General features: G+C 67.2%; 22 protein-coding genes. 11 read left to right on the forward strand and 11 right to left on the reverse strand.

Translation table 11 applies throughout. The features are described 5' to 3' along the window. Nucleotides 1–10: 10 nt before the first annotated feature. Nucleotides 11–916 carry a thioredoxin gene (trxA, locus tag AAHB17_RS09025; RefSeq protein ID WP_342130209.1) on the reverse strand — a complete coding sequence of 302 codons (906 nt, stop codon included), beginning with the start codon at nt 914–916 and terminating at the stop codon, nt 11–13. A 76-nt stretch (nt 917–992) separates the two neighbouring features. Here trxA and purE point away from each other — a divergent pair, with 76 nt between their 5' ends. From purE to AAHB17_RS09045, 4 genes are all read left to right on the forward strand, one after another. Beyond that, a complete protein-coding gene (purE, locus tag AAHB17_RS09030) occupies nt 993–1,487 on the forward strand; it encodes a 5-(carboxyamino)imidazole ribonucleotide mutase (RefSeq protein WP_342130210.1) in 495 nt (164 codons plus the stop codon). A 5-nt stretch (nt 1,488–1,492) separates the two neighbouring features. Next, nucleotides 1,493–2,713: a 5-(carboxyamino)imidazole ribonucleotide synthase gene (locus AAHB17_RS09035; protein ID WP_342130211.1), complete on the forward strand. Its 1,221-nt coding sequence runs from the start codon at nt 1,493–1,495 to the stop codon at nt 2,711–2,713. A gap of 2 nt (nt 2,714–2,715) precedes the next feature. Next, the gene (locus AAHB17_RS09040) at nt 2,716–3,726 is read left to right on the forward strand and encodes an L-threonylcarbamoyladenylate synthase (RefSeq protein ID WP_342130269.1); all 1,011 of its coding nucleotides are present in this window, start codon (nt 2,716–2,718) and stop codon (nt 3,724–3,726) included. Nucleotides 3,727–3,804: 78 nt separating this feature from the next. Further along, nucleotides 3,805–4,938 carry an MBL fold metallo-hydrolase gene (locus AAHB17_RS09045; RefSeq protein WP_342130212.1) on the forward strand — a complete coding sequence of 378 codons (1,134 nt, stop codon included), beginning with the start codon at nt 3,805–3,807 and terminating at the stop codon, nt 4,936–4,938. A 45-nt stretch (nt 4,939–4,983) separates the two neighbouring features. On the opposite strand, the gene AAHB17_RS09050 is transcribed toward AAHB17_RS09045, so the two are convergent. From AAHB17_RS09050 to AAHB17_RS09085, 8 genes are all read right to left on the reverse strand, one after another. Continuing rightward, nucleotides 4,984–5,814, reverse strand: a complete 831-nt coding sequence (locus AAHB17_RS09050) for an inositol monophosphatase family protein (protein ID WP_342130213.1) — start codon at nt 5,812–5,814, stop codon at nt 4,984–4,986. A 38-nt stretch (nt 5,815–5,852) separates the two neighbouring features. Beyond that, the gene (locus AAHB17_RS09055) at nt 5,853–6,665 is read right to left on the reverse strand and encodes a class I SAM-dependent methyltransferase (protein ID WP_342130214.1); all 813 of its coding nucleotides are present in this window, start codon (nt 6,663–6,665) and stop codon (nt 5,853–5,855) included. Nucleotides 6,666–6,846: 181 nt separating this feature from the next. Next, complete coding sequence (gene minE / locus AAHB17_RS09060) at nt 6,847–7,107, reverse strand: cell division topological specificity factor MinE (protein ID WP_342130215.1); 261 nt, start codon at nt 7,105–7,107, stop codon at nt 6,847–6,849. A gap of 5 nt (nt 7,108–7,112) precedes the next feature. Continuing rightward, nucleotides 7,113–7,928 (reverse strand): septum site-determining protein MinD, encoded by an 816-nt coding sequence (gene minD / locus AAHB17_RS09065; RefSeq protein ID WP_342130216.1) that lies wholly within the window; start codon nt 7,926–7,928, stop codon nt 7,113–7,115. 29 nt (nt 7,929–7,957) lie between these two features. After that, on the reverse strand, nt 7,958–8,740 hold the full coding sequence (gene minC, locus AAHB17_RS09070) for a septum site-determining protein MinC (protein ID WP_342130217.1): 783 nt from the start codon (nt 8,738–8,740) through the stop codon (nt 7,958–7,960). Between the two features lie 407 nt (nt 8,741–9,147). Then, the gene (locus AAHB17_RS09075; protein ID WP_342130218.1) at nt 9,148–9,648 is read right to left on the reverse strand and encodes a Spy/CpxP family protein refolding chaperone; all 501 of its coding nucleotides are present in this window, start codon (nt 9,646–9,648) and stop codon (nt 9,148–9,150) included. A gap of 114 nt (nt 9,649–9,762) precedes the next feature. After that, complete coding sequence (cueR, locus tag AAHB17_RS09080; protein ID WP_342130219.1) at nt 9,763–10,191, reverse strand: Cu(I)-responsive transcriptional regulator; 429 nt, start codon at nt 10,189–10,191, stop codon at nt 9,763–9,765. Beyond that, a complete protein-coding gene (locus tag AAHB17_RS09085; RefSeq protein ID WP_342130220.1) occupies nt 10,188–10,385 on the reverse strand; it encodes a heavy-metal-associated domain-containing protein in 198 nt (65 codons plus the stop codon). Before AAHB17_RS09085 ends, cueR begins: the two co-directional genes overlap by 4 nt. Nucleotides 10,386–10,546: 161 nt before the next feature. Here AAHB17_RS09085 and AAHB17_RS09090 point away from each other — a divergent pair, with 161 nt between their 5' ends. From AAHB17_RS09090 to AAHB17_RS09110, 5 genes are all read left to right on the forward strand, one after another. Beyond that, nucleotides 10,547–12,841 (forward strand): heavy metal translocating P-type ATPase, encoded by a 2,295-nt coding sequence (locus AAHB17_RS09090; protein WP_342130221.1) that lies wholly within the window; start codon nt 10,547–10,549, stop codon nt 12,839–12,841. Between the two features lie 80 nt (nt 12,842–12,921). Further along, nucleotides 12,922–13,524, forward strand: a complete 603-nt coding sequence (locus tag AAHB17_RS09095) for a hemerythrin domain-containing protein (RefSeq protein ID WP_342130222.1) — start codon at nt 12,922–12,924, stop codon at nt 13,522–13,524. A 251-nt stretch (nt 13,525–13,775) separates the two neighbouring features. Then, entirely contained in the window at nt 13,776–14,105 is a 330-nt protein-coding gene (locus AAHB17_RS09100; RefSeq protein ID WP_342130223.1) for a hypothetical protein, read from the forward strand. Nucleotides 14,106–14,466: 361 nt separating this feature from the next. Next, nucleotides 14,467–16,884: a bifunctional diguanylate cyclase/phosphodiesterase gene (locus tag AAHB17_RS09105; protein ID WP_342130224.1), complete on the forward strand. Its 2,418-nt coding sequence runs from the start codon at nt 14,467–14,469 to the stop codon at nt 16,882–16,884. 262 nt (nt 16,885–17,146) lie between these two features. After that, nucleotides 17,147–17,953, forward strand: a complete 807-nt coding sequence (locus tag AAHB17_RS09110) for a substrate-binding periplasmic protein (protein WP_342130225.1) — start codon at nt 17,147–17,149, stop codon at nt 17,951–17,953. 45 nt (nt 17,954–17,998) lie between these two features. On the opposite strand, the gene AAHB17_RS09115 is transcribed toward AAHB17_RS09110, so the two are convergent. Together AAHB17_RS09115 and AAHB17_RS09120 are read right to left on the reverse strand one after the other, a co-directional pair. Next, nucleotides 17,999–19,381 (reverse strand): aspartate aminotransferase family protein, encoded by a 1,383-nt coding sequence (locus tag AAHB17_RS09115; RefSeq protein ID WP_342130226.1) that lies wholly within the window; start codon nt 19,379–19,381, stop codon nt 17,999–18,001. Nucleotides 19,382–19,448: 67 nt separating this feature from the next. Then, a complete protein-coding gene (locus tag AAHB17_RS09120) occupies nt 19,449–20,363 on the reverse strand; it encodes a LysR substrate-binding domain-containing protein (protein ID WP_342130270.1) in 915 nt (304 codons plus the stop codon). 137 nt (nt 20,364–20,500) lie between these two features. On the opposite strand from AAHB17_RS09120, the gene AAHB17_RS09125 reads away from it, so the two are divergent. Both AAHB17_RS09125 and AAHB17_RS09130 read left to right on the forward strand, forming a co-directional pair. Beyond that, nucleotides 20,501–21,649 (forward strand): CaiB/BaiF CoA transferase family protein, encoded by a 1,149-nt coding sequence (locus tag AAHB17_RS09125; RefSeq protein ID WP_342130227.1) that lies wholly within the window; start codon nt 20,501–20,503, stop codon nt 21,647–21,649. A 28-nt stretch (nt 21,650–21,677) separates the two neighbouring features. Further along, nucleotides 21,678–22,577 carry a dioxygenase family protein gene (locus AAHB17_RS09130; RefSeq protein WP_342130228.1) on the forward strand — a complete coding sequence of 300 codons (900 nt, stop codon included), beginning with the start codon at nt 21,678–21,680 and terminating at the stop codon, nt 22,575–22,577. The last annotated feature ends 11 nt before the right edge of the window (nt 22,578–22,588 follow it).

Here is a 22,588-nt window from a genome sequence, read left to right on the forward strand (position 1 = left end):
GGGTGATCGCTCAGCTCAGCACCACGCTGCTCAGGCGGCGGCGGTAGGTGGCCACGGTCGGGTCTTCTGGCGGGATCTGGCCTTCGGCCACCTTGGGCTTGGGCACGTCGATGATCTCCAGGATGGCCACATAGGTCTTGCGCGCCAAGTCGCTGTTCCAGGCCTTGTCGCGCATCAGGATCTCCAGCAGCTCGTCCATGGCCGCCGTCCAGCGCTGGGCCGCCATGTGGTGTTGGGCCAGCTCGTAGCGGGCGTCGAAGTCGCGCTTGTTGGTGGCGATGCGCGCCGCCAGCGCCGCGTCGGCCGGCTCGTAGGCGTTGTCCGCCACGTCCAGCGCGTTCATCCAGTGCTGCAGTGCTTCCAGCTTGCGCACCGCTGCAGCCTTGGCGATCACCGGGGCGAAGGCCACCTTGGCGTCGTCGGTGCGGCCGGCCAGCAGCAAGGCCTTGATGAAGTCGAAACGGACGTTGTCGTCGTCGGGCTTGTCGGCCACGGCCTGGGCCAAAGCGGCCAGGGCGTCGGCACTGCCGGGTTCGGCCACCGGTTCGGGCACGGGTGCTTCTTCCAGCACCTCGGGCGGCAGCTCGTCGGCCGGTGGCAGATGCTTGTCCAGGAAGGCCTTGACCTGGCCTTCGGGCAGGGCGCCCATGAAGCCGTCGACCGGCTGACCGTTCATCAGCAACACGCAGGTGGGGATGCTGCGGATGCCGAAGGCACCGGCCAGCTGCTGCTCGTCATCGGAATTGATCTTGACCAGCTTGAAACGGCCGGCATAGGCTTCTTCCACCTTTTCCAGGACGGGGCCGAGCGACTTGCAGGGCCCGCACCAGGGTGCCCAGAAGTCGACCAGCACCGGTGTGGTCATGGAGGCTTCAATGACCTCGGTTTCAAAGTTGGCGATGGTGACGTCGATCATGGAATGGCCTGAGAAGCGGTGGGAATCCAGCCCATCTGGGGCCGAAACGTAAAATCCCAACTTTAACGGAGCAAGCATGGCGGACGTTCAAGTCGGGGTGGTGATGGGTTCCAGCAGCGACTGGGACACCATGCAGCACGCGGTTCAGATTCTGGAGCAGTTTGGCGTGGCCCACGAGGCCCGCGTGGTCTCGGCCCACCGCATGCCCGACGACATGTTCGCCTACGCCGAGGCCGCCACCGCGCGCGGCCTCACGGCCATCATCGCCGGGGCCGGCGGCGCCGCCCACCTGCCCGGCATGCTGGCCGCCAAGACCCCCGTGCCGGTGCTCGGCGTGCCCGTGGCCAGCAAACACCTGCAAGGCGTCGACTCGCTGCACAGCATCGTGCAGATGCCCAAGGGCGTGCCGGTGGCCACCTTCGCCATCGGCGCCGCCGGTGCGGCCAACGCGGCCCTGTTTGCAGTGGCCATGCTGGCCAACGGCAACCCCGCCCTGCGCGAACGGCTCAACGCCTTCCGCGCCGCCCAGACAGAAGCCGCGCGCGGCATGACCCTGCCGCCCACGGCCTGAACACGATGACCCTCAAGACCCTGCTCCCCGGCACCACGGGTGCCACCGGCCAACAACTCACGCTGGGCGTGATGGGCGGCGGCCAGCTGGGCCGCATGTTCGTGCACGCGGCGCAGGCCATGGGCTATTTCACCGCGGTGCTGGACCCCGATCCCGCCAGCCCGGCCGGCCGCGTGGCGCACTACCACGTCCAGACCGCCTACGACGACGAGCAAGGCCTGGCGCAGCTCATGCAGCGCTGCGACGCCATCACCACCGAATTCGAGAACGTGCCGGCGCCCGCCCTGCTGACGCTGGGCGCGCACCGCCCGGTGGCGCCCGGCGCCCACGCCGTGGCCGTGGCGCAGGACCGCCTCAAGGAAAAAGCCCACTTCGTCGCCAGCCTGCCCACCAGCGGCATCGCCCCGGCGCCCTACGCCGCCATCGAGTCCGATGCCCTGCTGGCCGCCGTGCCGGCCGACCTGCTGCCCGGCATCCTCAAGACCGCCCGCCTGGGCTACGACGGCAAGGGCCAGGTCCGCGTGAAGGACCGCGCCGAACTGGCCACCGCCTGGGACCGGCTGGGACGCGTGCCCTGTGTGCTCGAAAAGATGCTGCCCCTGAAGGCCGAGTGTTCGGTCATCGTGGCGCGGGGTGCCGACGGCCAGGCCGTGAGCTACCCCGTGCAGCGCAACACCCACGTCGACGGCATCCTGGCCGTGACCGAGGTGTTTGATGGCGCCCTGCCCGCCGTCCTGTGCGAAAAGGCCCGCGCCGCCACCATCGCCATCGCCCACCAGCTGCAGTACGTGGGCGTGTTGTGCGTGGAGTACTTCGTCATCGACGATGGCAGCGCCGACGGCGCCCTGGTGGTCAACGAGATGGCGCCGCGCCCGCACAACAGCGGCCACTACACCCAGAACGCCTGCGACGTCTCGCAGTTCGAGCAGCAGGTGCGGGCCATGGCCGGCTTGCCGCTGCGCGCCGTGCGCCAGCACAGCCCGGCCATCATGCTCAACGTCCTGGGCGACCTGTGGTTCCCGGATGGCGCCCACAGCAAGCCCCGCTCGCCGGTCTGGGACCAGGTGCTGGCCCTGCCCGGCACCCACCTGCACCTCTACGGCAAGCTCGACGCGCGCCCGGGACGCAAGATGGGCCACCTCAACATCACCGGTGGCAGCGTGGCCGAGGTGAAGGCCACGGCACAGTCCGCCGCCCGGCTGCTGGGCCTGCCCGCGCTCGCATGAGCATGCTGCTGGACGGCCGCCAGCCCGATGCCATCGCCCAGGCCGCGCAAGCCCTGGCCGACGGCCGCCTGCTGGGCCTGCCGACCGAAACCGTCTATGGGCTCGGCGCAGACGCCGACAACGCCACGGCGGTGGCGCGCATCTTCAGTGCCAAGGGCCGCCCCAACAACCACCCGCTGATCGTGCACGTGGCAGGCAGCACCGAGGCCGACTGGTGGCCCGCGGTGCAACACTACGCCACCGACGTGCCCGACTTCGCGCTGCGCCTGATGCGCGCCTTCTGGCCCGGCACGCTCACCCTCATCCTGCCGCGGCGCCACACCGTGGGCGCGGTGGCCGCCGGTGGGCAAAACTCCATCGGCCTGCGCTGCCCTTCACACCCCATGGCCCAGGCGGTGTTGCACGCCGCGCGTGGCCACGGCGTGTGGGGCGTGGCCGCACCCAGCGCCAACCGCTTCGGCCGCGTCAGCCCCACCACGGCCGCCCATGTGCTGTCTGAATTTGAAGGTGTGCTGAACGACACCGAACTGTGTGTGCTCGACGGCGGCCCCTGCGACGTGGGCATCGAATCCACCATCGTCGACGCCAGCCGGGGCCGCCCGGTGTTGTTGCGCCCCGGCATGCTCACACCGGCGCAGATCGAGGCCGTCTGCGGCCAGCCACTGCAACAGCGCGACGAACAGGCGCCGCGCGCCTCGGGCACGCTCGAATCGCACTACGCGCCCCAGGCCAAGGTGCGGCTGATGGACGCGGCGCAGATCCAGAGCGCGCTCGACCTGCTGGGCGCCGACGCCCGCCACATCGCCATCTACAGCCGCGGCCGGGTCCGCAGCCCCAGCCAACACCTGCGGCTGCGCGCCATGCCGGCCGACGCCGCCACCTGCGCGCAGGAGCTGTTCGCGGTGCTGCGCGCTTTCGACGATGCCGGCGTCAAACTGATCTGGATCGAAACCCCGCCACCCGCGCCCGAATGGGATGGCGTGCGCGACCGCCTGCAGCGCGCGGCGGCATGAGCTGACACCCCGGGCGCCTGTACAAGGCCACCACGCCGGCATCAGAATCGGGCCTGCACCACCCCAGGAACCCCCCACATGATGTCCTTTGGCGACCGCGCACGCGGTGCACGGCTCGAACGCATGGCCGCGTCGCCCCGCTGGGCGGGCGACGGTTTTCGCAACCTCCACCCCATTCCAGCCGGCCTGCGCGACACCGAAGCCGCGCGCCCCACGCTGCGCGATTTCCTCTTCAGCGACAACCACCGCGTGCCGCCTGGCCCCCTGCCCACCGTCGACCCGCGCGCCGGCTGGCAGCGTACGCCCGACAGCGGCCTGCGCGCCACCTGGCTGGGCCACTCCACGGTGCTGATCGAGATCGACGGCTTCCGGGTCCTGACCGACCCCGTCTGGGGCACCCGCGCCTCGCCCTTTCGCCTCATGGGGCCCAAGCGCTTCCAGCCCATGCCGCTGCGCCTGCGCCAGATGCCCGAGGTCGACGTGGTCGTCATCTCGCACGACCACTACGACCACCTTGACTACCCCACCATCCGCGCGCTGGCCCGCCACACCCAGGTGCCCTTCGTCACCTCGCTGGGCGTGGGCGCCCACCTGCAGGCCTGGGGCGTGGCGCCCGAACGCATCACCGAACTCGACTGGTGGGAATCCCACGCCGTGCCCGGCACCGGCCTGCGCATCACAGCCGCGCCCTCGCAGCATTTCTCGGGCCGTGGCCTGAAAGACCGCAACGCCACCCTGTGGTCGTCCCTGGTCATCAGCGGTGAACGCCACCAGGTCTTCTTCAGCGGCGACACCGGCCTCACCAGCGAATACCAGCTCATCCGCGAACGCCTTGGCCCCTTCGACCTAGTGATGCTGGAGGTGGGCGCCTACCACCCCTCATGGGGCGACATCCACCTGGGGCCGGTGAACGCGGTGCAAGCCAACGCCTGGCTGGGCAACGCCACCCTGCTGCCGGTGCACTGGGGCACCTTCAGCCTGGCCATGCATGCCTGGGACGAACCGGCCGAGACCCTGCTGGCCCTGGCGACCGAACGCGCCCTGCCCTTGCTGATGCCACGCGCCGGCGAGCCGGTGGAGCCGGCACGGGCGACCGATCAGCTCACGCCGTGGTGGCGGGGCATTGCGCGCGCCACCTGCGGCGTCTCCAGCCCGGCCACCGAGCCCGCGCCCGTGACCATCAAACCCGGTTTCCCCTGGCCACTGGATTGATGCCGCTGTTTCGGCCCAGCCGCGCGATCCGCGTGGTGGTGCCGGTCAACCGAACAGGGCCGCGTGCACCTCGTTCCAGCTGGCCTGCGAGGGCGCGCACAACAGCCCGCCCGTGGTGTGGGTGGGCAGGTAGGCCGAACCATCGAAATGGGCGCTGTGCCCCCCCGCCTCGCGGTGCAGCAGCCAGCCGGCCGCGTGGTCCCAGGGCATGAGCTTGTTGTAGAACAGCACCTGGCAATGCCCGGCCGCCGCCAGCCGGTACTCGTGCGCCGCGCAGCGAAACCAGTTGGTGCTGGCAAAACACGACAGCCGGCCATTCACCTGCGAACGTTGGGGTTCGGGCAGGAAGTTGGTGCTCACAATGCCATGCATCTGCGCGACCGGTAGCGGCCGCGCCACGTGCAGCTCGGTGCGCGTGCCACCCACCGCGTCCAGCCACGCGCCCTGATCGCGCAGCGCATACGCCGTGGTCTGCCCCACCGGGTCGTGGATCACGCCACCCACCACCTGCCCCCGCGCCACCACCGCCGCCATCACCCCGAACAGCGGCAGGCCCGACGCGAAATTCTTGGTGCCATCCAGCGGGTCCACCACAAACGCCAGGTCCGCCGTGCCCAGCAGGTCCAGCATCCCGGGATCGCGGCCCGCGGCTTCCTCGCCCACCACCGCCGCGCCCGGGAACGCCGCCCGGATGCCCGCCGCGATGGCCCGTTCCGCCGCCTCGTCGGCTTCCGTCACGACATCAAAGGCCGACGTCTTTTCGCGGATCTGGTGCTGCTGCAATTTGCCGAAACGGGGCAGGATGTCCTCGGCGCCAGCGGCGCACAGGATGGCACCGAGCTGGATGAGGTCGGCGGTGGAAAAAGGGATGGGCATGGTCGGTGTTCGGTTGGAGCCGACCATGATAGGGGGCGCTACCCCACCGCCACGATCACATGTGCCTGGATTTTGCCCACCACCGGTCCTTCACCGTGGTGGCGGGCAATGGCCTCGGCCGCGCGGTCCGTGGCGAGTTGAAGCAGGCGGGCATCGCGCGTTTCGATTTCGTTGCGCAATGGTGTGCCTTGGCAATAAGCGGTGGCTGCCTCACGCGCCGAAGCCGCGCGACTCTGCTTCTCTCGCGTCTCGATCGTGATGCCGCCGAATCCAGCGCGCTGCAACTCGTCGCGGATCAGCGCGGTGTTGTGGTAGCCGTGTGGCGTGCGGGCCAGAAATCGCGGCGGATCGTGCGGAAACACCGTGGCGACGGCCTGGGTGACGGCGTCGGCAAAGGCGTTCTCTTCGATGCGGTCCCAGACGCTGAAAACAAACCGCCCGCCCGGTTTCAAGACCCGGCGCGCCTCGGCGTAGCCGGTGACCCGGTCGGGAAAAAACATCGCGCCGAACTGGCAGCACACCACGTCGAACGAGGCGTCCTCGAACGGCAAGGCCAGCGCATCGGCCTGCAGCCATGTGATGCGGTCATCCTCCCCTTGCCGGGTGGCCGCGTAGTCGAGCATGGGCTGGTTGAGGTCGGTCACCACGTAGCGCGCGCCGACACCGAGTCTGCGCGCCAGGGCTCGCGTGACCACACCGCTGCCGGCCGCCGTTTCCAGCACCGCGCCGGGCGAACCGGCCGCGACCAGCTCCGCCATGTCGGTGGCATAGGCGCCGAAGATCAAGGGCACCATCAGCGTGTCGTAGAACTTGGGGATCGAACCCGCGAACACCTTGTCGCTCTCAGCCATGGGGTTCTCCTTGAAAACCTGGAACATGCCAGGGCAAGAGCACACCATGGTGGACTTGCAGGGCTGCGGCGTCAACGCCACCCCACGAGCTTCGCCACCGAAGACAGCGGGGCCAGCACCCCAAAAAGAAACCCGCCCCTGGCGACGTCGCCACGGCGGGTTCCTGTTCGACCTGGGCCGCTCAGCGCGGTTCGGGCAGTTCGATCTTGACTTCCAGCACCTCGAGGTTGTCCTGGCGTTCCAGCTGGACCTTGATGTCGTCGGGGTTGATCTTGATGTATTTGCTGATCACGGCCACCAGGTCGCGCTGCAGCTGCGGCAGGTAGTCGGGTTCGGCGGCGTTGCGGCCGCTGCGCTCGTGCGCCAGGATGATCTGCAGGCGTTCCTTGGCGACGCTGGCGGTCTTTTTCTTTTCGCCCAGCAGGAAGGACAGAAAGGACATCGCGCTCACCTTCCACCAAACAGGCGCTTGAGCAGGCCCACCTTTTGTGCGTCGATGAAACGCATGGGTTTGTCCTCGCCCAGGAAACGGGCGATCACGTCCTTGTAGGCCTCGGACACGTCGGTGCCCTTGAGGTGGATGGCGGGCACCCCCTGGTTGGAGGCCTGCAGCACGGTTTCGCTTTCGGGCACCACACCGATGAGCTGGATGCGCAGGATGTCCTGGATGTCTTCCAGCGACAGCATCTGCCCGTCCTGCACGCGGTTGGGGTTGTAACGCGTGATCAGCAGGTGTTCCTTGATCGGCTCCTTGCCTTCGATGGCGCGTCGGGTCTTGCTGCCCAGCATGCCCAGGATGCGGTCGGAGTCGCGCACCGAGGACACCTCGGGGTTGGTCACGACCAGGGCTTCGTCGGCGAAGTGCATGGCCAGCAGGGCACCGGTTTCGATGCCGGCCGGCGAGTCGCAGACGATGTAGTCGAAACCCATGCCGGCGAGGTCGTTCAAGACTTTTTCGACGCCTTCCTTGGTCAGCGCTTCCTTGTCGCGTGTCTGGCTGGCGGCCAGCACGAACAGGTTGTCGCACTGCTTGTCCTTGATCAGGGCCTGGTGCAGGTTGGCTTCGCCCTGGATGACGTTGATCAGGTCGTACACCACGCGGCGTTCGCAGCCCATGATCAGGTCGAGGTTGCGCAGGCCGACGTCGAAGTCGATCACCGCTGTCTTGTGGCCGGCCAATGCCAGGCCCGAGGCAAAGCTGGCGCTGGTGGTGGTCTTGCCCACCCCGCCCTTGCCGGAAGTCACCACCACTATCTTGGCCATGGTCTTGTCGTTGCTTTCAGAATTGGGTTTCAGGGTTTGATCGGGTCCAGCAGCAGCTTGTCGCCGTCGGGCCCGCTGGACAGACGCACCTGGGTGGGCTTGCCCCGCACCTCGTCGGGCCAGGGCACTTCGCTGGTGCGGTAGATGCCGGCGATGGAGACCAGCTCGGGTTCCATCGCCAGGGCAAAGATGCGCGCGTCCGTGTTGCCGCGGGCGCCGGCGATGGCCTTGCCACGCAGCGGTGCGTAGACGTGGATGTGGCCATCGGCAATGACCTCGGCACCCGGGTTGACCATGGCCAGCACGACCAGGTCGCGGCCCCGGGCATAGACCTGCTGGCCTGAGCGCAGCGGCTTGTCGATCACCAGGGCCGAAGGCGCGCCGTCGCCCAGCGCGGCGGGCGTGGGTACCGGTTTTTCGGTGGTGTTGACGGTGTTGTTTGGCTTGGGGGCCACGGGCACCACCACGTCTTCCGCCACCACCAGCCCGGCCTTCTGCGCCAGTGCCAAGTGTTGTGTGTTGCCACCACGCACCGCCACTGGCTTGAGGCGCTGGGCCAACAAGGCCGCCAGCAGCGCTTCGAATTCCAACGGCGTGGGTTCCACCTCGGCGCTACCGCCGGCCTGCAAGGCCGAAAAATCGATCAACAAGGCGTCGTTGTCGAAGAAATCAGGCACATCGGCGTAGTGCCGGGCCAGTTCCTCGCCCACCTGGTCGAGCCGGGGCGACTTGACGCGCAAAGCCACCAGCGGGAGCTGGGCGCTCTTGATTTCAAAGCTGGCGGGGGCTTGTGCGGCGAGGGCAACGGTCATTGGCGGGGGTGAAAAACATGCCACCGAGGGCAGCAGGCCGATGTTACCAGCCGGGGCCTGTGTGGCGTGGTGCGCGGCGGCTGGACAGGATGAAAGGGTTGTTCTGACTTCTTCCCTAAAGGCTTTATTTCAAATTAGTGGTGGTAGTAGAAGGCCTTCCTGGCGGTGGATAAGTCACATTTCATGAATAAAATCAATCACTTGACTTGCGCACAAGGGTGTGTGTGTGGCCCCGCTGCCGTTGTCCCCGGATTGGGGACAAACATTGAACTTATCAAGTGCCTGTGAATAACTTGCTTGTTGTCATGAAGTTATGCACAGTGTTGGCGGGCAAAAAAAACCGCCCGGTGGGCTTTTGTTTTGACACAAAAGCCACACCGGGCGGTGGTTGGGACGACAGGCGGTGCTCAGCTGCCGGGTTTCATGCCTTCGTGGGGCTTGTGGCTGCCATGGTGGCCGGCGCGGTGCATGCCCATGCCACCCAAGGGCGCCTGGGCATCGAACACCTTTTGTTGTTCAGGGCTCAGGCTGGCATAGAAGGTGCGCGTGGCATCCATGGCACGGGCCATGTGCGCATCACGTTCGGTCTTCATGGCCTGCAGTTTGTCCAGTCGCTGGGGTGTGGTCAGCTTGTCCCATTCGGCGCGGTCGGGCCGGGCGGGTGGGTTGGCCGGCGGCTGGTGGGCGCTGGTGTAGGCGGTCCAGGCGGCTTCCTGGCTGGCGGTCAGCTTCAGGGCGGCCTTGAGCTTGGCCTGGCGTTCCGCCATGTGCTCGCCGCGGTGCTGCGCCATGTGTTCGTGGCGTGGGCCGTCCTTCGGGGGCGGCGTCTGCGCCCAGGCGGGCAGGCTGCCCAGCAGAGCGACGGCCGTGGCGGCCAGCAGGAAACGTTGTGTGGTGGTCTGTTTCATCGTGACACTCCTTGGTTGGGATGCCTGCAGTCTGCGGCCCCCCCGTAAGGCCTTGGTGGAGGCGGAACAGCGCTTGTGTAAAGAAGCATCACGCTGTGTGAAGCCTGGGTGGTTTCAGGCCCGCCCGGCCAGGTCGTCGAGGATGGGGCAGTCCGGGCGTTCGTCGCCGTGGCAGCAGGCCGTCAGGTGCTGCAGCGTGCGTTCCATGGCCTGCAGCTGGGCGATGCGCTCGTGCAGGGCCAGCAGGTGGCGCTGGGCCACCTGCTTGACCTTGGCGCTGCTGCGTTGCCGGTCCAGCCACAGGCCCACGAGGTCGGCGATGTCGGCCATGGCGAAACCCAGGTCGCGCGCCCGCTTGATGAACTGCAGGGTGTGGACGTCGCTTTGCGAATAGAGGCGGTAGCCGCTGTCGGTGCGCGACACCGTGCCCAGCAGGCCCAGGCCCTCGTAGTGGCGCAGCATCTTGGCCGACACGCCGGACCGACGGGCGGCCTCGCCGATGTTGACCGGCCAGGCCTTGACCGGTGCAGGGCGGTGGCTCATGGCGCGACGGCGTAGCCTTCCTCGGCGATGGCCTCGGCGATCTTCTCGCGCGCCTGTTCGCTCTGGACCTCGACACGGTTCTGGCTGCGGTCGATCACCACCTGGGCCTGCGGGTCCAGGGTCTTGATGGCCTGGGTCACACTTTTCTCGCAATGGCCACAGGTCATGCCGGTGACGGTGAAGGTCTGTTTCATGGAATTGCTCCGTGTATTGACAAGGGAAGGCCAGTCTGAAGCCTGACACCGTGGGAAGGTCAAGCGCATTGTCGGCCGCCGCACAGCCACGCGGTTTGATCGCCGTCAAACGGTGTGAAAGTGCTTGACCTTGCCATCATGGAAAGGTTCACACTGCGACCATGAACACCGATCTGACCCTTCCCACCGGCGCCGATGGCGAGTTGTGCGAACTGGACCTGGGCATTGGAGGCATGACATGTGCCTCCTGTGTGTCCCGGGTGGAACGCGCGCTCAAGAAGCTGCCCGGCGTGGCCAGTGCCACCGTCAACCTGGCGACCGAAACCGCGCGGGTGCAGTGGCAGGCGCCCACGCAAGCCGGGGCGACCGACACCGACACCGCCACCATGACCGCTCGCATACAGCGCGCCGTGCGCGACGCTGGCTACGAGCCTCGCGCGATCGAACAACCCGACGGGGACACGACCCCACGCCTGTGGGGCGTGCCCCACGACGCCTGGCCGGTGCTGTTGGGCATGCTCCTGTCGCTGCCGTTGGCCCTGCCCATGGTGGGCGACCTGTTCAACAAACACTGGATGCTGCCGGCCTGGGCGCAGTTCGTGCTGGCCACGCCGGTGCAGTTTGTCCTGGGGGCGCGTTTCTACAAGGCCGGCTGGCACGCGCTCAAGGCCCTGACGGGCAACATGGAGCTGCTGGTCGCCATCGGCACCACGGCCGGCTGGGCACTGAGCACCTGGCTCTGGTGGCGCGCCGAACCCGGCGAAATGGTGCACCTCTATTACGAAGGCTCGGCCATCGTCATCACCCTGGTGCTGCTGGGCAAATGGCTGGAGGCGCGCGCCAAGCGCCAGACCACCGAAGCCATACGCGCCCTGCAGGCGCTGCGCCCCGATGTGGCCCACCTGCTGCCCGACGGCATCAAGCGCACCGAGATCACCGACGTGCCCGTGGCAGAGCTGCTGCCCGGCGACCTGCTGCAGGTGCGGCCCGGCGAGCGGTTTCCGGCCGATGCCCTGGTGAGCGAGGGCGAGACCCAGGCCAACGAATCCATGCTGACCGGCGAACCCATGCCGGTGCACAAGCGCCCGGGCGACAGCGTGACCGGCGGCAGCCTCAATGGCGAAGGCGCGGTGGTGATCGAGGTGCGCGCCGTGGGCGCACAGAGCGTGCTCAACCGCATCATCGCGCTGGTGCAGGACGCCCAGGCCACCAAGGCACCGGTGCAGCGTCTGGTCGACCAGGTGGCCGCGGTGTTCGTGCCGGTGGTGCTCGTGATCGCCCTCGTCACCCTGCTGGCCTGGCTGTGGTTGGGCGCCCCGCCCGAGGAAGCGCTGATCCACGCCGTGGCGGTGCTGGTCATTGCCTGCCCCTGCGCGCTGGGTCTGGCCACGCCGGCCGCCATCATGGCCGGCACCGGTGTGGCGGCCCAACACGGCATCCTCATCAAGGACGCGGTCGCGCTGGAAATCGCCCACAAGGTGTCGGTGGTGGCCTTCGACAAGACCGGCACCCTCACCCGGGGCCAGCCGCGTCTGCTGCAGTTGCTGCCCGCGCCGGGCGTGGACGCCGACCAGGCCCTGGCCCTGGCCGCCGGCCTGCAGGCCCAGAGTGAACACCCGCTGGCGCATGCCGTGGTGGAAGCGCTGAAGGACAAGCCAGCCCTGGTGGCTCTGCCCAGCAGCGCCGTGCGCGCCGTGCCCGGGCGCGGCACCGAAGGCCAGGTCGAGGGCCAGCCGGTGCGGGTGGGCAGTCTGCGCTGGATGGACGAACTGGGTTTGGCGCTGGGCGACCTCGCGCCAGACGCCACCCGGCTGCAAGCAGAGGGCGCCACCGTCTCGGCCCTGGCCTGGGGCGGGCGCGTCCATGCCCTGCTGGCCTTTGGCGACGAACCCAAGGCCGGCGCGGCCGAAGCCATCGCCACGTTGCACGCGCGTGGCCTGCGCACGGTGATGATCTCGGGCGACAACCGGGGCGCCGCCGAGGCCATGGCCCGGCGCCTGGGGCTGCGGCCCGAACAGGGCGAGGTGATGGCCGAGGTGCTGCCGGGCGACAAGGCGGCGCGGGTGATGGCGCTCAAGGCTGGCGATGTCACTGTAGCGATGGTGGGCGATGGCGTGAACGACGCCCCCGCGCTGGCCGCGGCCGACGTCGGCATGGCCATGGGTGGCCAGGGCGAAGGTGGCCAAGGGGGGTCGGACGTGGCCATGCACGCGGCCGGCATCACCCTGATGCGCGGCGACCCGCGCCTGGTGGCGGCCGCGCTCGACATCTCGCGCCGCACGGTCAGCAAGATCCGGCAGAACCTGTTCTGGGCCTTCGCCTACAACGTGGCCGGCATCCCGCTGGCCGCCTTGGGCTACCTGAGCCCGGTGGTGGCCGGTGCCGCCATGGCCCTGAGTTCGGTCAGCGTGTTGACCAACGCCTTGCTGCTCAAGCGCTGGAAACCGGGGGCGTGAAGCAAGGCGGCTTGACCTGGGTCAACGACAGGACCGCCCAAAGCGGGGATGCTCAACCCATCACACTCTGGAGACCCGCCATGCGATTCGAAACCCTGCGCATCATCCGCGACGAACACACGGCGTTGTCGGCCATGCTGCAATCCCTGCTGAGCCTCATGCGCCAGGGCCCGGGTGATGCGCCCGAGCGCTTCTTCGATGTGTTGCGCGCGATGCTGTTCTACATCGACGAGTTTCCCGAAAAGCAGCACCACCCCAAGGAATCGGACCTGCTGTTCCCGCGCGTGGCCCGCGTGGCGCCGCACACGATGGAGATCATCGCCCGACTGGAGCGTGAACACATGCAGGGCGAGGGCACGGTGCGCGAACTGCAGCACCGCCTGCAGGCCTGGGAACTGCTGGGCGAAGGCCGCCGCAAGGCCTTTGTGGACGAAGCCGAGCGCTACGTGAGCTTTTACCTGGAGCACATGCGTTTGGAGGAAACGGTCATCCTGCCCGAGGCCGAAGCCCACCTGGACGAGGCCGACCGACGCGAACTGGACGCTGCCTTCAGTGGTCACGTGGACCCGCTGGTGGCCCTGCACCAGGGCCAGAGCGGGCAGGCGCCCGCGCACGACCCGGCCTTCGACCGTCTGTTCACCCGCATCGTGATGCGGGCGCCCGCGCCCATCGGTCTGGGCTGACGCTCCCTTTCCCCGCCTGTTGCTTCTCCTCACACCACGTGTGGGTGTCGGGTGACCATAGCGTTCAGCACGGGCACGACCTTCGCTGGCGCATCCGTTCGCTGGCTCATCAGCGATGACATCGACGATCACACACGTCCGCGACAAGACTGGAACCAGCACCAGCACTGCGACCAGCTCGACAGCGGTCGCTTCAAGGGCAGCTTTGTCGACATCCGTTGTGAAACGGCCCAGTTGTTGATAGAAAAACCGTGCCCACCGTGCGGCAGCGCGGCGGCTCTTCCGGGCAGACCATCGCGTTCGGTGTGCCGCTCGCAGAAGGGGTGCTGCGGTTGGATGGAATGCAGCCCCACAAACACAAGCACCTGGTTGCTTCGGAAAGCGCCGAGATCGACCAGATCCAGTCCATTTGCCAGGGCCCTGAACTGCTGCTTTTGGAACAGGCCCGGCACCAGTTGCGCGATGAATGGCTGGCCCAGATGGTGAACCCGATCGTATCTGCCGTGCCGGCCGGCCGGCTCAGCCCAGCAAGGGCGACTTGCGGCGGATGTGGCCGCTGGCCTGTTTCAGTCTCGATGTGACCGATGAGGCGCGGTGGCCGGACATGATCCGCCATGCGGTGGCGCATTGGCGGCCGGCTCGACATCCAGGTCAATACCGTCGGCACGAGGCAAAGCGTCAAAAGAGCCGCATGACCGTTGGGCCAAGAACGGCACGGAACAGGGGCAAGCTCACTTCGATTTTCCAGTTGAACCCGTGCTGGTGCAGCCTAATGTGTTGTTGAACCACAAGGGCCATCGCGTGCGCTACCATGGCGACACTAGAGGTGCTCATGCGCGCGCGCACGGTTGGTCTCAATCACGACAAGGCGTTGGCCGAGCTTCGTGAAACCGAAGCCTACCGAGCAAAGGTTCGCAAGTCCCTTGGCGAACACTGACCACGATGAACACCCGCTGGTGGCCCACCCGCCAACAATGGCAGCGCGCTTTCAAACCGGGGGTGGGCAGGCATTTTGTGCTGGCGGTGCTGGCCTTCAGCTCGCTGCTCACGCTGGCTTCCACTGGGTTCACGCTGTTTCTTGAATACAGACGCGAGGTGGAGTTGCTGCAGCGGCAGCTCCAACAGCTTGAACACAGTTTCAAGGACAGCCTGGCCCTGAGCTTGTGGAACCTCGACCGACCGACCGCAGAACGCCAACTGGCGGGCATCGCTCAATTCCCAGACATGGCGCTGGCCAGGGTGGTCACGCCGGGCGGCCAAACTTTTGCAGAATCGGCTCGTGTGATGGGCGGCCAGAAGCTGGAGCTGCGCGCCGAGCTTCACCATCAGGCTGGGGATCGCCAGGCATTGGTGGGCGAGCTGCTGCTGCAAGCCGACCAGGGCCCCATCGTCGATCGCATGAGCGTGCGAATGTGGACCGTGTTCTGGACCCAGGGTGTCCAGACCTTCCTGGTGTCGGCCTTTCTGTTGCTGATTTTCCAGCACCTGGTCGGTCGCCATCTGAACCGACTGGTGCGCTGGACCGCGCAGGTCGGTGCAGGCGACTGGTCCACCCCTTTGCAGCTGGAACGCAAGGCGCACAACGGCAGCGATGAATTCGATGTGCTGCAGCGGGCCTTCCAGGCCATGCAAAAACATCTGGGCGCCTCGCGCGCCCGGCTGGAGGCGTCGGAGCGGCGCGCCAACACCATCGTGGAGCAGCTCGTCGATGGCGTGATACAGATCGACATCGCCGGGAAAATGCAACGGGTGAACGAGGCGGCCTGCCGCATCTTTGGCTATTCCGCAGAGGAAATGGTGGGCCACAACGTGCGCATGCTGATGGACGAGCCCCACCACAGCACTCACGACGGTCACCTGCAGGCCTACGCCAATGGCGGGCCACCGCGCATCATCGGCATCGGACGGCAGGTGGAGGGGCTGCGAAAGAACCGCGAAAAATTCCCCATGGACCTGACAGTCACCGCTATTGAACTGGACGATCAGCAGGTGTACATCGGCTTGGTGCGCGATCTCTCGGAACGTCTGGCCACGGAGCAGCAGTTGTGGCGCCAGACCAACCTGGACCTGCTCACCGGCCTGCCCAACCGCGCGCGCTTGCTGGACCAACTGGAGAAGGAGCGTGAACGCTCCCAGCACACCAGCCTGCGTCTGGCCTTGCTGATCGTGGACATCGACCGATTCAAGCTGGTCAATGACTCGCTGGGCCACGCCGCCGGCGACGCTGTGTTGCGCATCACCGCTGAGCGGCTGCAGGCCAGCATCCGACCAGGCGACATCCTGGCACGGCTGAGCGGTGATGAATTTGCCATCGTGCTGTCCGACCTCGTCAACCTCAAACGGGTGGAACAGGTGGCCACCGCCATCAACCAGGCGCTGATGCTGCCGTTTGACCTGTCGGGGCAGGTGGCCCAGCTCTCGGCCAGCATAGGCATCGCGGTCTTCCCCATCGACACCGCTTCGGAGGTCGGCGCGCTGCTGCGCTGTGCCGACCAGGCCATGTGCGCCGCACGCGCACTGGGCGGCAACCGCTACCAGTTTTTTCGCCCGGCCATGCAGCAGGCCGCCCAGGCCCGCCTGGCCATGGTCAACGACCTGGCCGCCGCCCTGGCCCAGCGGCAGTTCCACCTGCACTATCAGCCCATCGTCGACTTGCAAAGCGGCCAGGTGCTCAAGGCCGAGGCCCTCGTGCGCTGGGCCCATCACGAAAAAGGCCTGGTCAGCCCGGCGCAGTTCATTCCGGTGGCCGAGGAAATTGGCCTGATCCACGCACTGGGCGACTGGATTTTTTGCGAAGCCGTGGGCCACCTGCAGTTGCTGCGGAAAAAGCGGTCCGCCTTTCAGATCAGCATCAACACCTCTCCCGTGCAGTACAGCGGCGACACGCCGCTCATGCAGCAGTGGCTGGCCTACCTGGAAATGCTGGGCCTGCCCGGTGACAGCCTGACGATCGAGATCACCGAAGGCCTGTTGATGGCCGAACACGAAGCGGCGCAGGCCCAGTTGCTGCGGTTTCGTGCCGCTGGGCTGCAGGTGTCCATCGATGACTTCGGCACCGGGTACTCCTCGCTGTCCTACCTCAAGAAGTTCGACATCGATTACCTCAAGATCGACCAGAGTTTTGTGCGCAACCTGGCGCGCGGCAACAGCGATCACGCGCTGTGCGAGGCCATCATTGTCATGGCGCACCGCCTGGGCCTGCGTGTGGTGGCCGAGGGCATCGAGACACAGGCGCAATTCGAGTTGCTGCGCGAGGCCCGCTGCGATTTTGGCCAGGGCTACCACATCGCCCGTCCCATGCCCTTGGACGCGCTGATCGCATGGTTGGAGGCGCGCGAGTCTGGTGGCGAACGTGTTTAGGCGGTCGCGCCAAACCGCTGCCGGTGGGCTGACTTGCCCCCATGTCCCGCCGGCGGCAGGTGGGCTTGGATAGCCACGTCCGGGCTGGGGATCATCACGTCCCGAATCGGTTTTTGCAACAAAGCCGAACTAAACTCAATCAGTTCACTGCGGCCGGAATTTGGGATGAGGTGGACACATCTCTTTGTCCATGTATGGGTATGCAATCATGCGCGTATATGTGAAAACTGAACTCCAGGCTTGGACCCGTTGGACCCGGGTGGTGGTCACCATCCTGCGTTCTTGCGCCAGTGTTCTTTTTGTTATTGCAGCACTGTTCTGGAGCGCGTCAGGGCATGCCCAAGGCAGCCCTCAAATTGTGCGTATTGCACTCTCGGAAGCCAGTCCGCCGACCAGTTATTTGGAAAATGGTGAAATAAAAGGCATGTTCAAGGAGGTGATGGCGTTGCTTTTCACTCATCTCCCCGGCTACAAACCGGTTTTCCAGACCTTTCCATGGCCTCGGGCGCAGTTGTATGTGATGGGAGGGGAGATGGACATGTTCTGTACCTTTCCATCGGACAGCCGCATCGCCTATGCCGACTTTGTGACCGACGCCACGTTTGTCTGGGACTATGGATACCTGGTCTATGACCTGGCCAACCCCAAGCGTCAGCAGATAGAAAATGCCAGAAGTTTTGAGGACCTGCGCGGCCTGCTGTTTGTCAGCCAGGAGAAAGTGGAATGGGAACAAGAGAATGTTCCCGCATTCATTGCGCGATATTTTGTAAACGCGCCGCACGCCTTGCTGCACATGACGTTTCTGCGCAAGAGCGGAGATTTTTTTATCATGAGCCCGGAGCAGGCCGTTTACTACGCCAGGCAACTGGGTTACGAGCGTCAATTGGGCATGCGCAAGGCGGCTTTTATTCCGAACAGCCAAGTGCGGTTCCACATCGGTATCCGCAAGACCTATCCCGCCAAGGCAGCACTGTTGGCCGCACTGGAGGCCGCTGCGCAAAGCCCGGAATATCTGGCTCGAAAAAGGCTCATCGAAAAAAGATACATGAGCGTGTTGAGCACCCAGTAGCTGAAGGCCATCGTCGCCGCGCGGGGCCGATGCGCTTTGTCCCGATCAAGCGCGTCCGTGCACCGCACACAACTCGTCGAACACCGCCAGCAGCCGGTCCACGTCGGCGCCCTGGGTGGCCGGCGACACCAGCATCATGCTGTGAAAGGGCGTGAGGAGCACGCCGCGGTTGAGCATGAACAGGTGGGTGAACTGCTCCAGTGCGGGTTGGGCGTGGTCGCGCACGTCCTGCGCGTCGCGCGGGGTATGGGGCATGAACTGCAGCTCCAGGCGCGCGCCCAGGCGGGTCACCGTCCAGGGCTGCTGCCAGCGGGCGATGCGGGCCTTCAGGCCGGTCTCCAGCTGGATGGCCAGCGCCAGCATGGGGTCGTAGCTGGCGCTGGTGTGCAGGTGCTGCAGCGCGCCGTGCAGCGCGGCCAGCGTCAGCGCGTTGCCCGCCAGCGTGGTGCCGATGCCGCTGTGGCCTTCGGGCGCAGCCAGCTTGGCGTCCACCATGCGCCGCGCCACCTCGGCCGTGAAGCCATAGACCGCGCAGGGCAGGCCGCCGGCCACGGCCTTGCCGGCGACAAATACATCGGGCGCCAGGCCATGGGCCATGGCGTAGCCGCCTCGGTCGGTGGACAGGGTGTGGGTCTCGTCCAGCACCAGCAGCGTGCCGTATCGCCGGCACAGGACCTGCGCCGCGTCCCAGAAGCCCGGCGTGGGCGGCACCAGGCCACAGTTGGTCAATGCCGGTTCGGCCAGCAGGCAGGCCACCTGGCCATCGGCCAGCGCGGCCTCGAGCGCGGACAGGTCGTTGAAGGGCACGACGCGGGTGAAAGCGGCGTGGTTGTGCACCTGGCCCAGCACCGAGGGGCGCTGCAGCGTGGCGCCGCTGGCCGGGTCTCGGTCGACCAGGGTGTCTTCCACCGCGCCGTGGTAGCAGCCGTCGAACACCAGCAGTTGCGGCCGCCGCGTGATGGCGCGCGCCCAGCGCAGCACGAAGCGGTTGGCGTCGCTGGCGCTCAGCGCCAACTGCCACAGGGGCAGGCCAAAGGTCTGCGCCAGCAGCGAGCCCACCTCGGCCGTGTGTTCGGCCGGCAGCATGCAGGTCAGGCCACGCGCGGCCTGGGCGGCCAGGGCCTGGGCCACCGGCGCCGGGCTGTGGCCGAACATGGCGCCGGTGTCGCCCAGGCAGAAGTCGGCGTAGCGCAGGCCATCGGCGCAGGTCAGCGTGGCGCCCTGCGCCTCGCGCACGAACAGGGTGGCAGGGGTGGGCCAGTCGCGCATCCAGTGCAGCGGCACGCCGAACAGGAAATGCCGCTGTGCGCCGTCGGCCAGGGCCAGCGAGCGCGGGTGCCGGTCCAGGAAACACTTGCGCTCGGCCGCTTGCAAGGCCGGCAGGCGCTGCGCCAGCGTGGTCGGGGTGGTCGTGTGTGCGGACTTCATGGCACCAGAATGTACGAGCGCATCAGGTGATGGAGGGTGCCAATTTCCGACGACCGCTTGGGTGCGTTCAGGGGCGCTGTCGCTGTGCCACCTCCAGCAGGCTGCTGCGAAAGGCGAGCTTGCGCACGATGGCCGAAAAGGCGCGGGTGGGGGCGGCCTCGCTCGCCTGGGGCGACAGCAGCATGCCCGGCGTGCGCACGGGGGTGGGGCTGTCCAGGCGCACGATCACCAGGCTGGCGTGTGCCGGCACCACGTTGGCCGCCACGATGGAGGCCAGCTGCGTCTTGGCCACCAGTTCCATCATGGGCGCCAGGGTGTTGATTTCGGCCACCACCTGGGGCTCGGCGCCACAGGCGCGGAAACACTCGTCCAGCATCTGCCGGGTGGCAAAACTGGCGGGCAGCAGCACCATGGGCAGGCGGTGCAGCTCCACCATGCGCACCCGCTTGCGGCGGGCCAGCGCGTGGCCGCTGGCGACGATCAGCACCATCTCCTCGTTGTAGAGCGGCTCGAACAGCAGTGGCCCCGGGGCGGCGGGGCGGTAGGCGATGCCCAGGTCCAGCGAGCCCTGCTGCAGGCGCGCGGCCACCTGGTCGGCCGACAGCTCCTCGACCACCACCTTCACCAGCGGGTGTTTCTGCTGGAAGCTGGCGATGCAGTCGGGGATGAAGCCCAGGTTGAAGGTGTGGGTGGCGCCGATGCGCAGCTCGCCGGTCATCTCCGAGCTGTCCTGGCGCAGGGCGCCCAGGCCGAGGTCGATCTCGCGCAGCGCGCGCGTGGCGTGGTGCAGGAAACCGTCGCCGGCCTCGGTCAGCGCGACGCGCTTGCCGACGCGGTCGAACAGCGGCGTGCCCACCTCTTCCTCCAGCTGCTTGATCTGGTGCGACAGGGTGGACTGCGTCACGTGCAGGCGCTCGGCCGCGCGGGTGAAGTTCAGCGAGCCCGCCAGGGCGATGAAGTAGCGCAGGTGCCGCAGTTCCATGGTGGCCGTGTTCCCAATGATCGATGTCATCGATGGTAGCGATGAAAAACCATCATTGTTAAATATCGTCCGCACTCGCTACAGTCCGCTGCCAACGCCACCCGACAGGGGGCGGCGACCCCACAGGAGACAACGCGGTGCACAAACCCCTCAGCGGCATCAAGGTGCTGGAACAAGGCACGTTCATCACCGGCCCGGCGGCCGGCATGTTCCTGGCCGACCTCGGTGCCGAGGTGATCAAGATCGAACAGCCCGGCACCGGCGACCCCTTCCGTGCTTTTCGCGGCGGTCTCTACAGCACCCATTTCCAGACCTACAACCGCAACAAGCGCAGCGTCACGCTCAACCCCAAGCTGCCCGAGGACGCGGCGGTGTTCGACGAGTTGGTCAAGGACGCCGACGTCTACATCCAGAACTTCCGCCCCGGCGCCGCCGAGCGCCTGGGCGCTGGCGAAGCCAAGCTGCGTGGGCTCAACCCGCGCCTGGTCTACTGCGCCATCAGCGGCTTTGGCCAGACCGGCCCGGCCGCCGCCCGCCCGGCCTATGACACGGTGGCCCAGGCCGCCAGCGGCTTTCTGAAGCTGCTGGTCAACCCGGCCAACCCCCGCGTGGTGGGCCCGGCCGTGGCCGACGCCATGACCGGTTTCTACGCCGCCTACGGCGTGCTCGGCGCGCTGGTGGAGCGCGGCCGCACCGGTGTCGGCCGAAAGGTCGAGGTGTCCATGCTGGAGGCCATGTGCCACTTCAACCTCGACGCCTTCACCCACTACTTCTCGCAGAGCGAGATCATGGGTCCCTTTAGCCGCCCCAGCGTCTCGCAGTCCTACGTGCTGGAGTGCGCCGACGGCAAGTGGATCGCGCTGCACATGTCCTCGCCCGAGAAGTTCTGGCAGGGCCTGGCCAACGCCATCGAGCGGCCGCAGCTGTTCGAGGACCCGCGCTTCGCCAACCGCGAGGGGCGCATCGCCCACCAGGAAGACCTGATCGCCCTGCTCGGCGGCCTGTTCCGCCAGCACGACCGCGCCACCTGGTGCGCCCGCCTGGAGGCCCAGGACGTGCCCCACGCGCCCATGTACGACACCCAGGAAGCCATGGCCGACCCGCAGGCCCGGCACCTGCAGCTGGAGGTGAGCGCGCCGCACCCCGAAGGCGGCACCTGGCGCACCGTGCGCTCGCCCGTGAGCTTCGACGGCGAACGTGCGCTGGAGGTCACGGCGCCGCCGGTGCTGGGCGCCGACAACGCCGCCATCCTGGATCCGATCCGCCAGCGCCTGCGCGGCGCCTGAACCCCACGAACACGAGGAGACAAACCCGATGAACCCGATGACCGAAGACGATCTGACCCAGGCCGTGCTGGAGCGCCTGACCACCGCGCAGGACCCGCGTTTTGCACAGGTGATGGCCTCGCTGATCAAGCACCTGCACGCCTTCATCCGCGACGTCGACCTCCAGCCCGACGAGTGGATGGCCGGCATCCAGTTCCTCACCGCGGTCGGCCAGGCCTGTGACGACAAGCGCCAGGAGTTCATCCTGCTGTCCGACACCCTGGGTGCCTCCATGATGGTGGTGATGCTCGACCAGCTGCGCGCCGCCGCACAGGCCAAGCGCCAGGGCGCGCTCAGCGCCACGCCCGCCACCGAAGCCACGGTGCAAGGCCCCTACTACTGGGAAGGCGCGCCCGTGCTGCCCTGCGGCGCGGACATCGCGCCCGGCGTCAAGGGCGAGCCCACCTTCTACAGCGGCCGCGTCACCGACACCCTCGGCCAGCCCATCGCCGGCGCCACGCTGGACATCTGGTCGGGCGACGGCGAGGGCAACTACGACATGCAGCTGCCCGGCGCCGAGATGGCCGCCCGCGCGCGCATCCAGACCGACGCCGAGGGCCGCTACTGGTTCTGGTCCATCAAGCCCACCTACTACCCGGTGCCGGTGGACGGCCCGGTGGGCCGCATGCTCGACGGCATGGGCCGCCACCCCAACCGCCCCGGCCACATCCACATGATGGTCTACGCGCCCGGCCACGTGAAGCTGACCACCCACCTGTTCGTGGCCAACAGCCCCTACATCGAGTCCGATGCCGTCTTCGGCGTGCGACCCAGCCTGATCGTCGACTTCGAGCAGCACGCCGCCGGCCAGGCGCCCGACGGCAGCCAGCAGGCCCAGCCCTACTGGTCGGCCCACTACGACTTCCGCCTCGAAACCCAGGCCGCCTGAAAGCACACCCC

This window comes from Hydrogenophaga sp. OTU3427, assembly GCF_038440225.1.
Lineage (GTDB): Bacteria > Pseudomonadota > Gammaproteobacteria > Burkholderiales > Burkholderiaceae_C > Hydrogenophaga.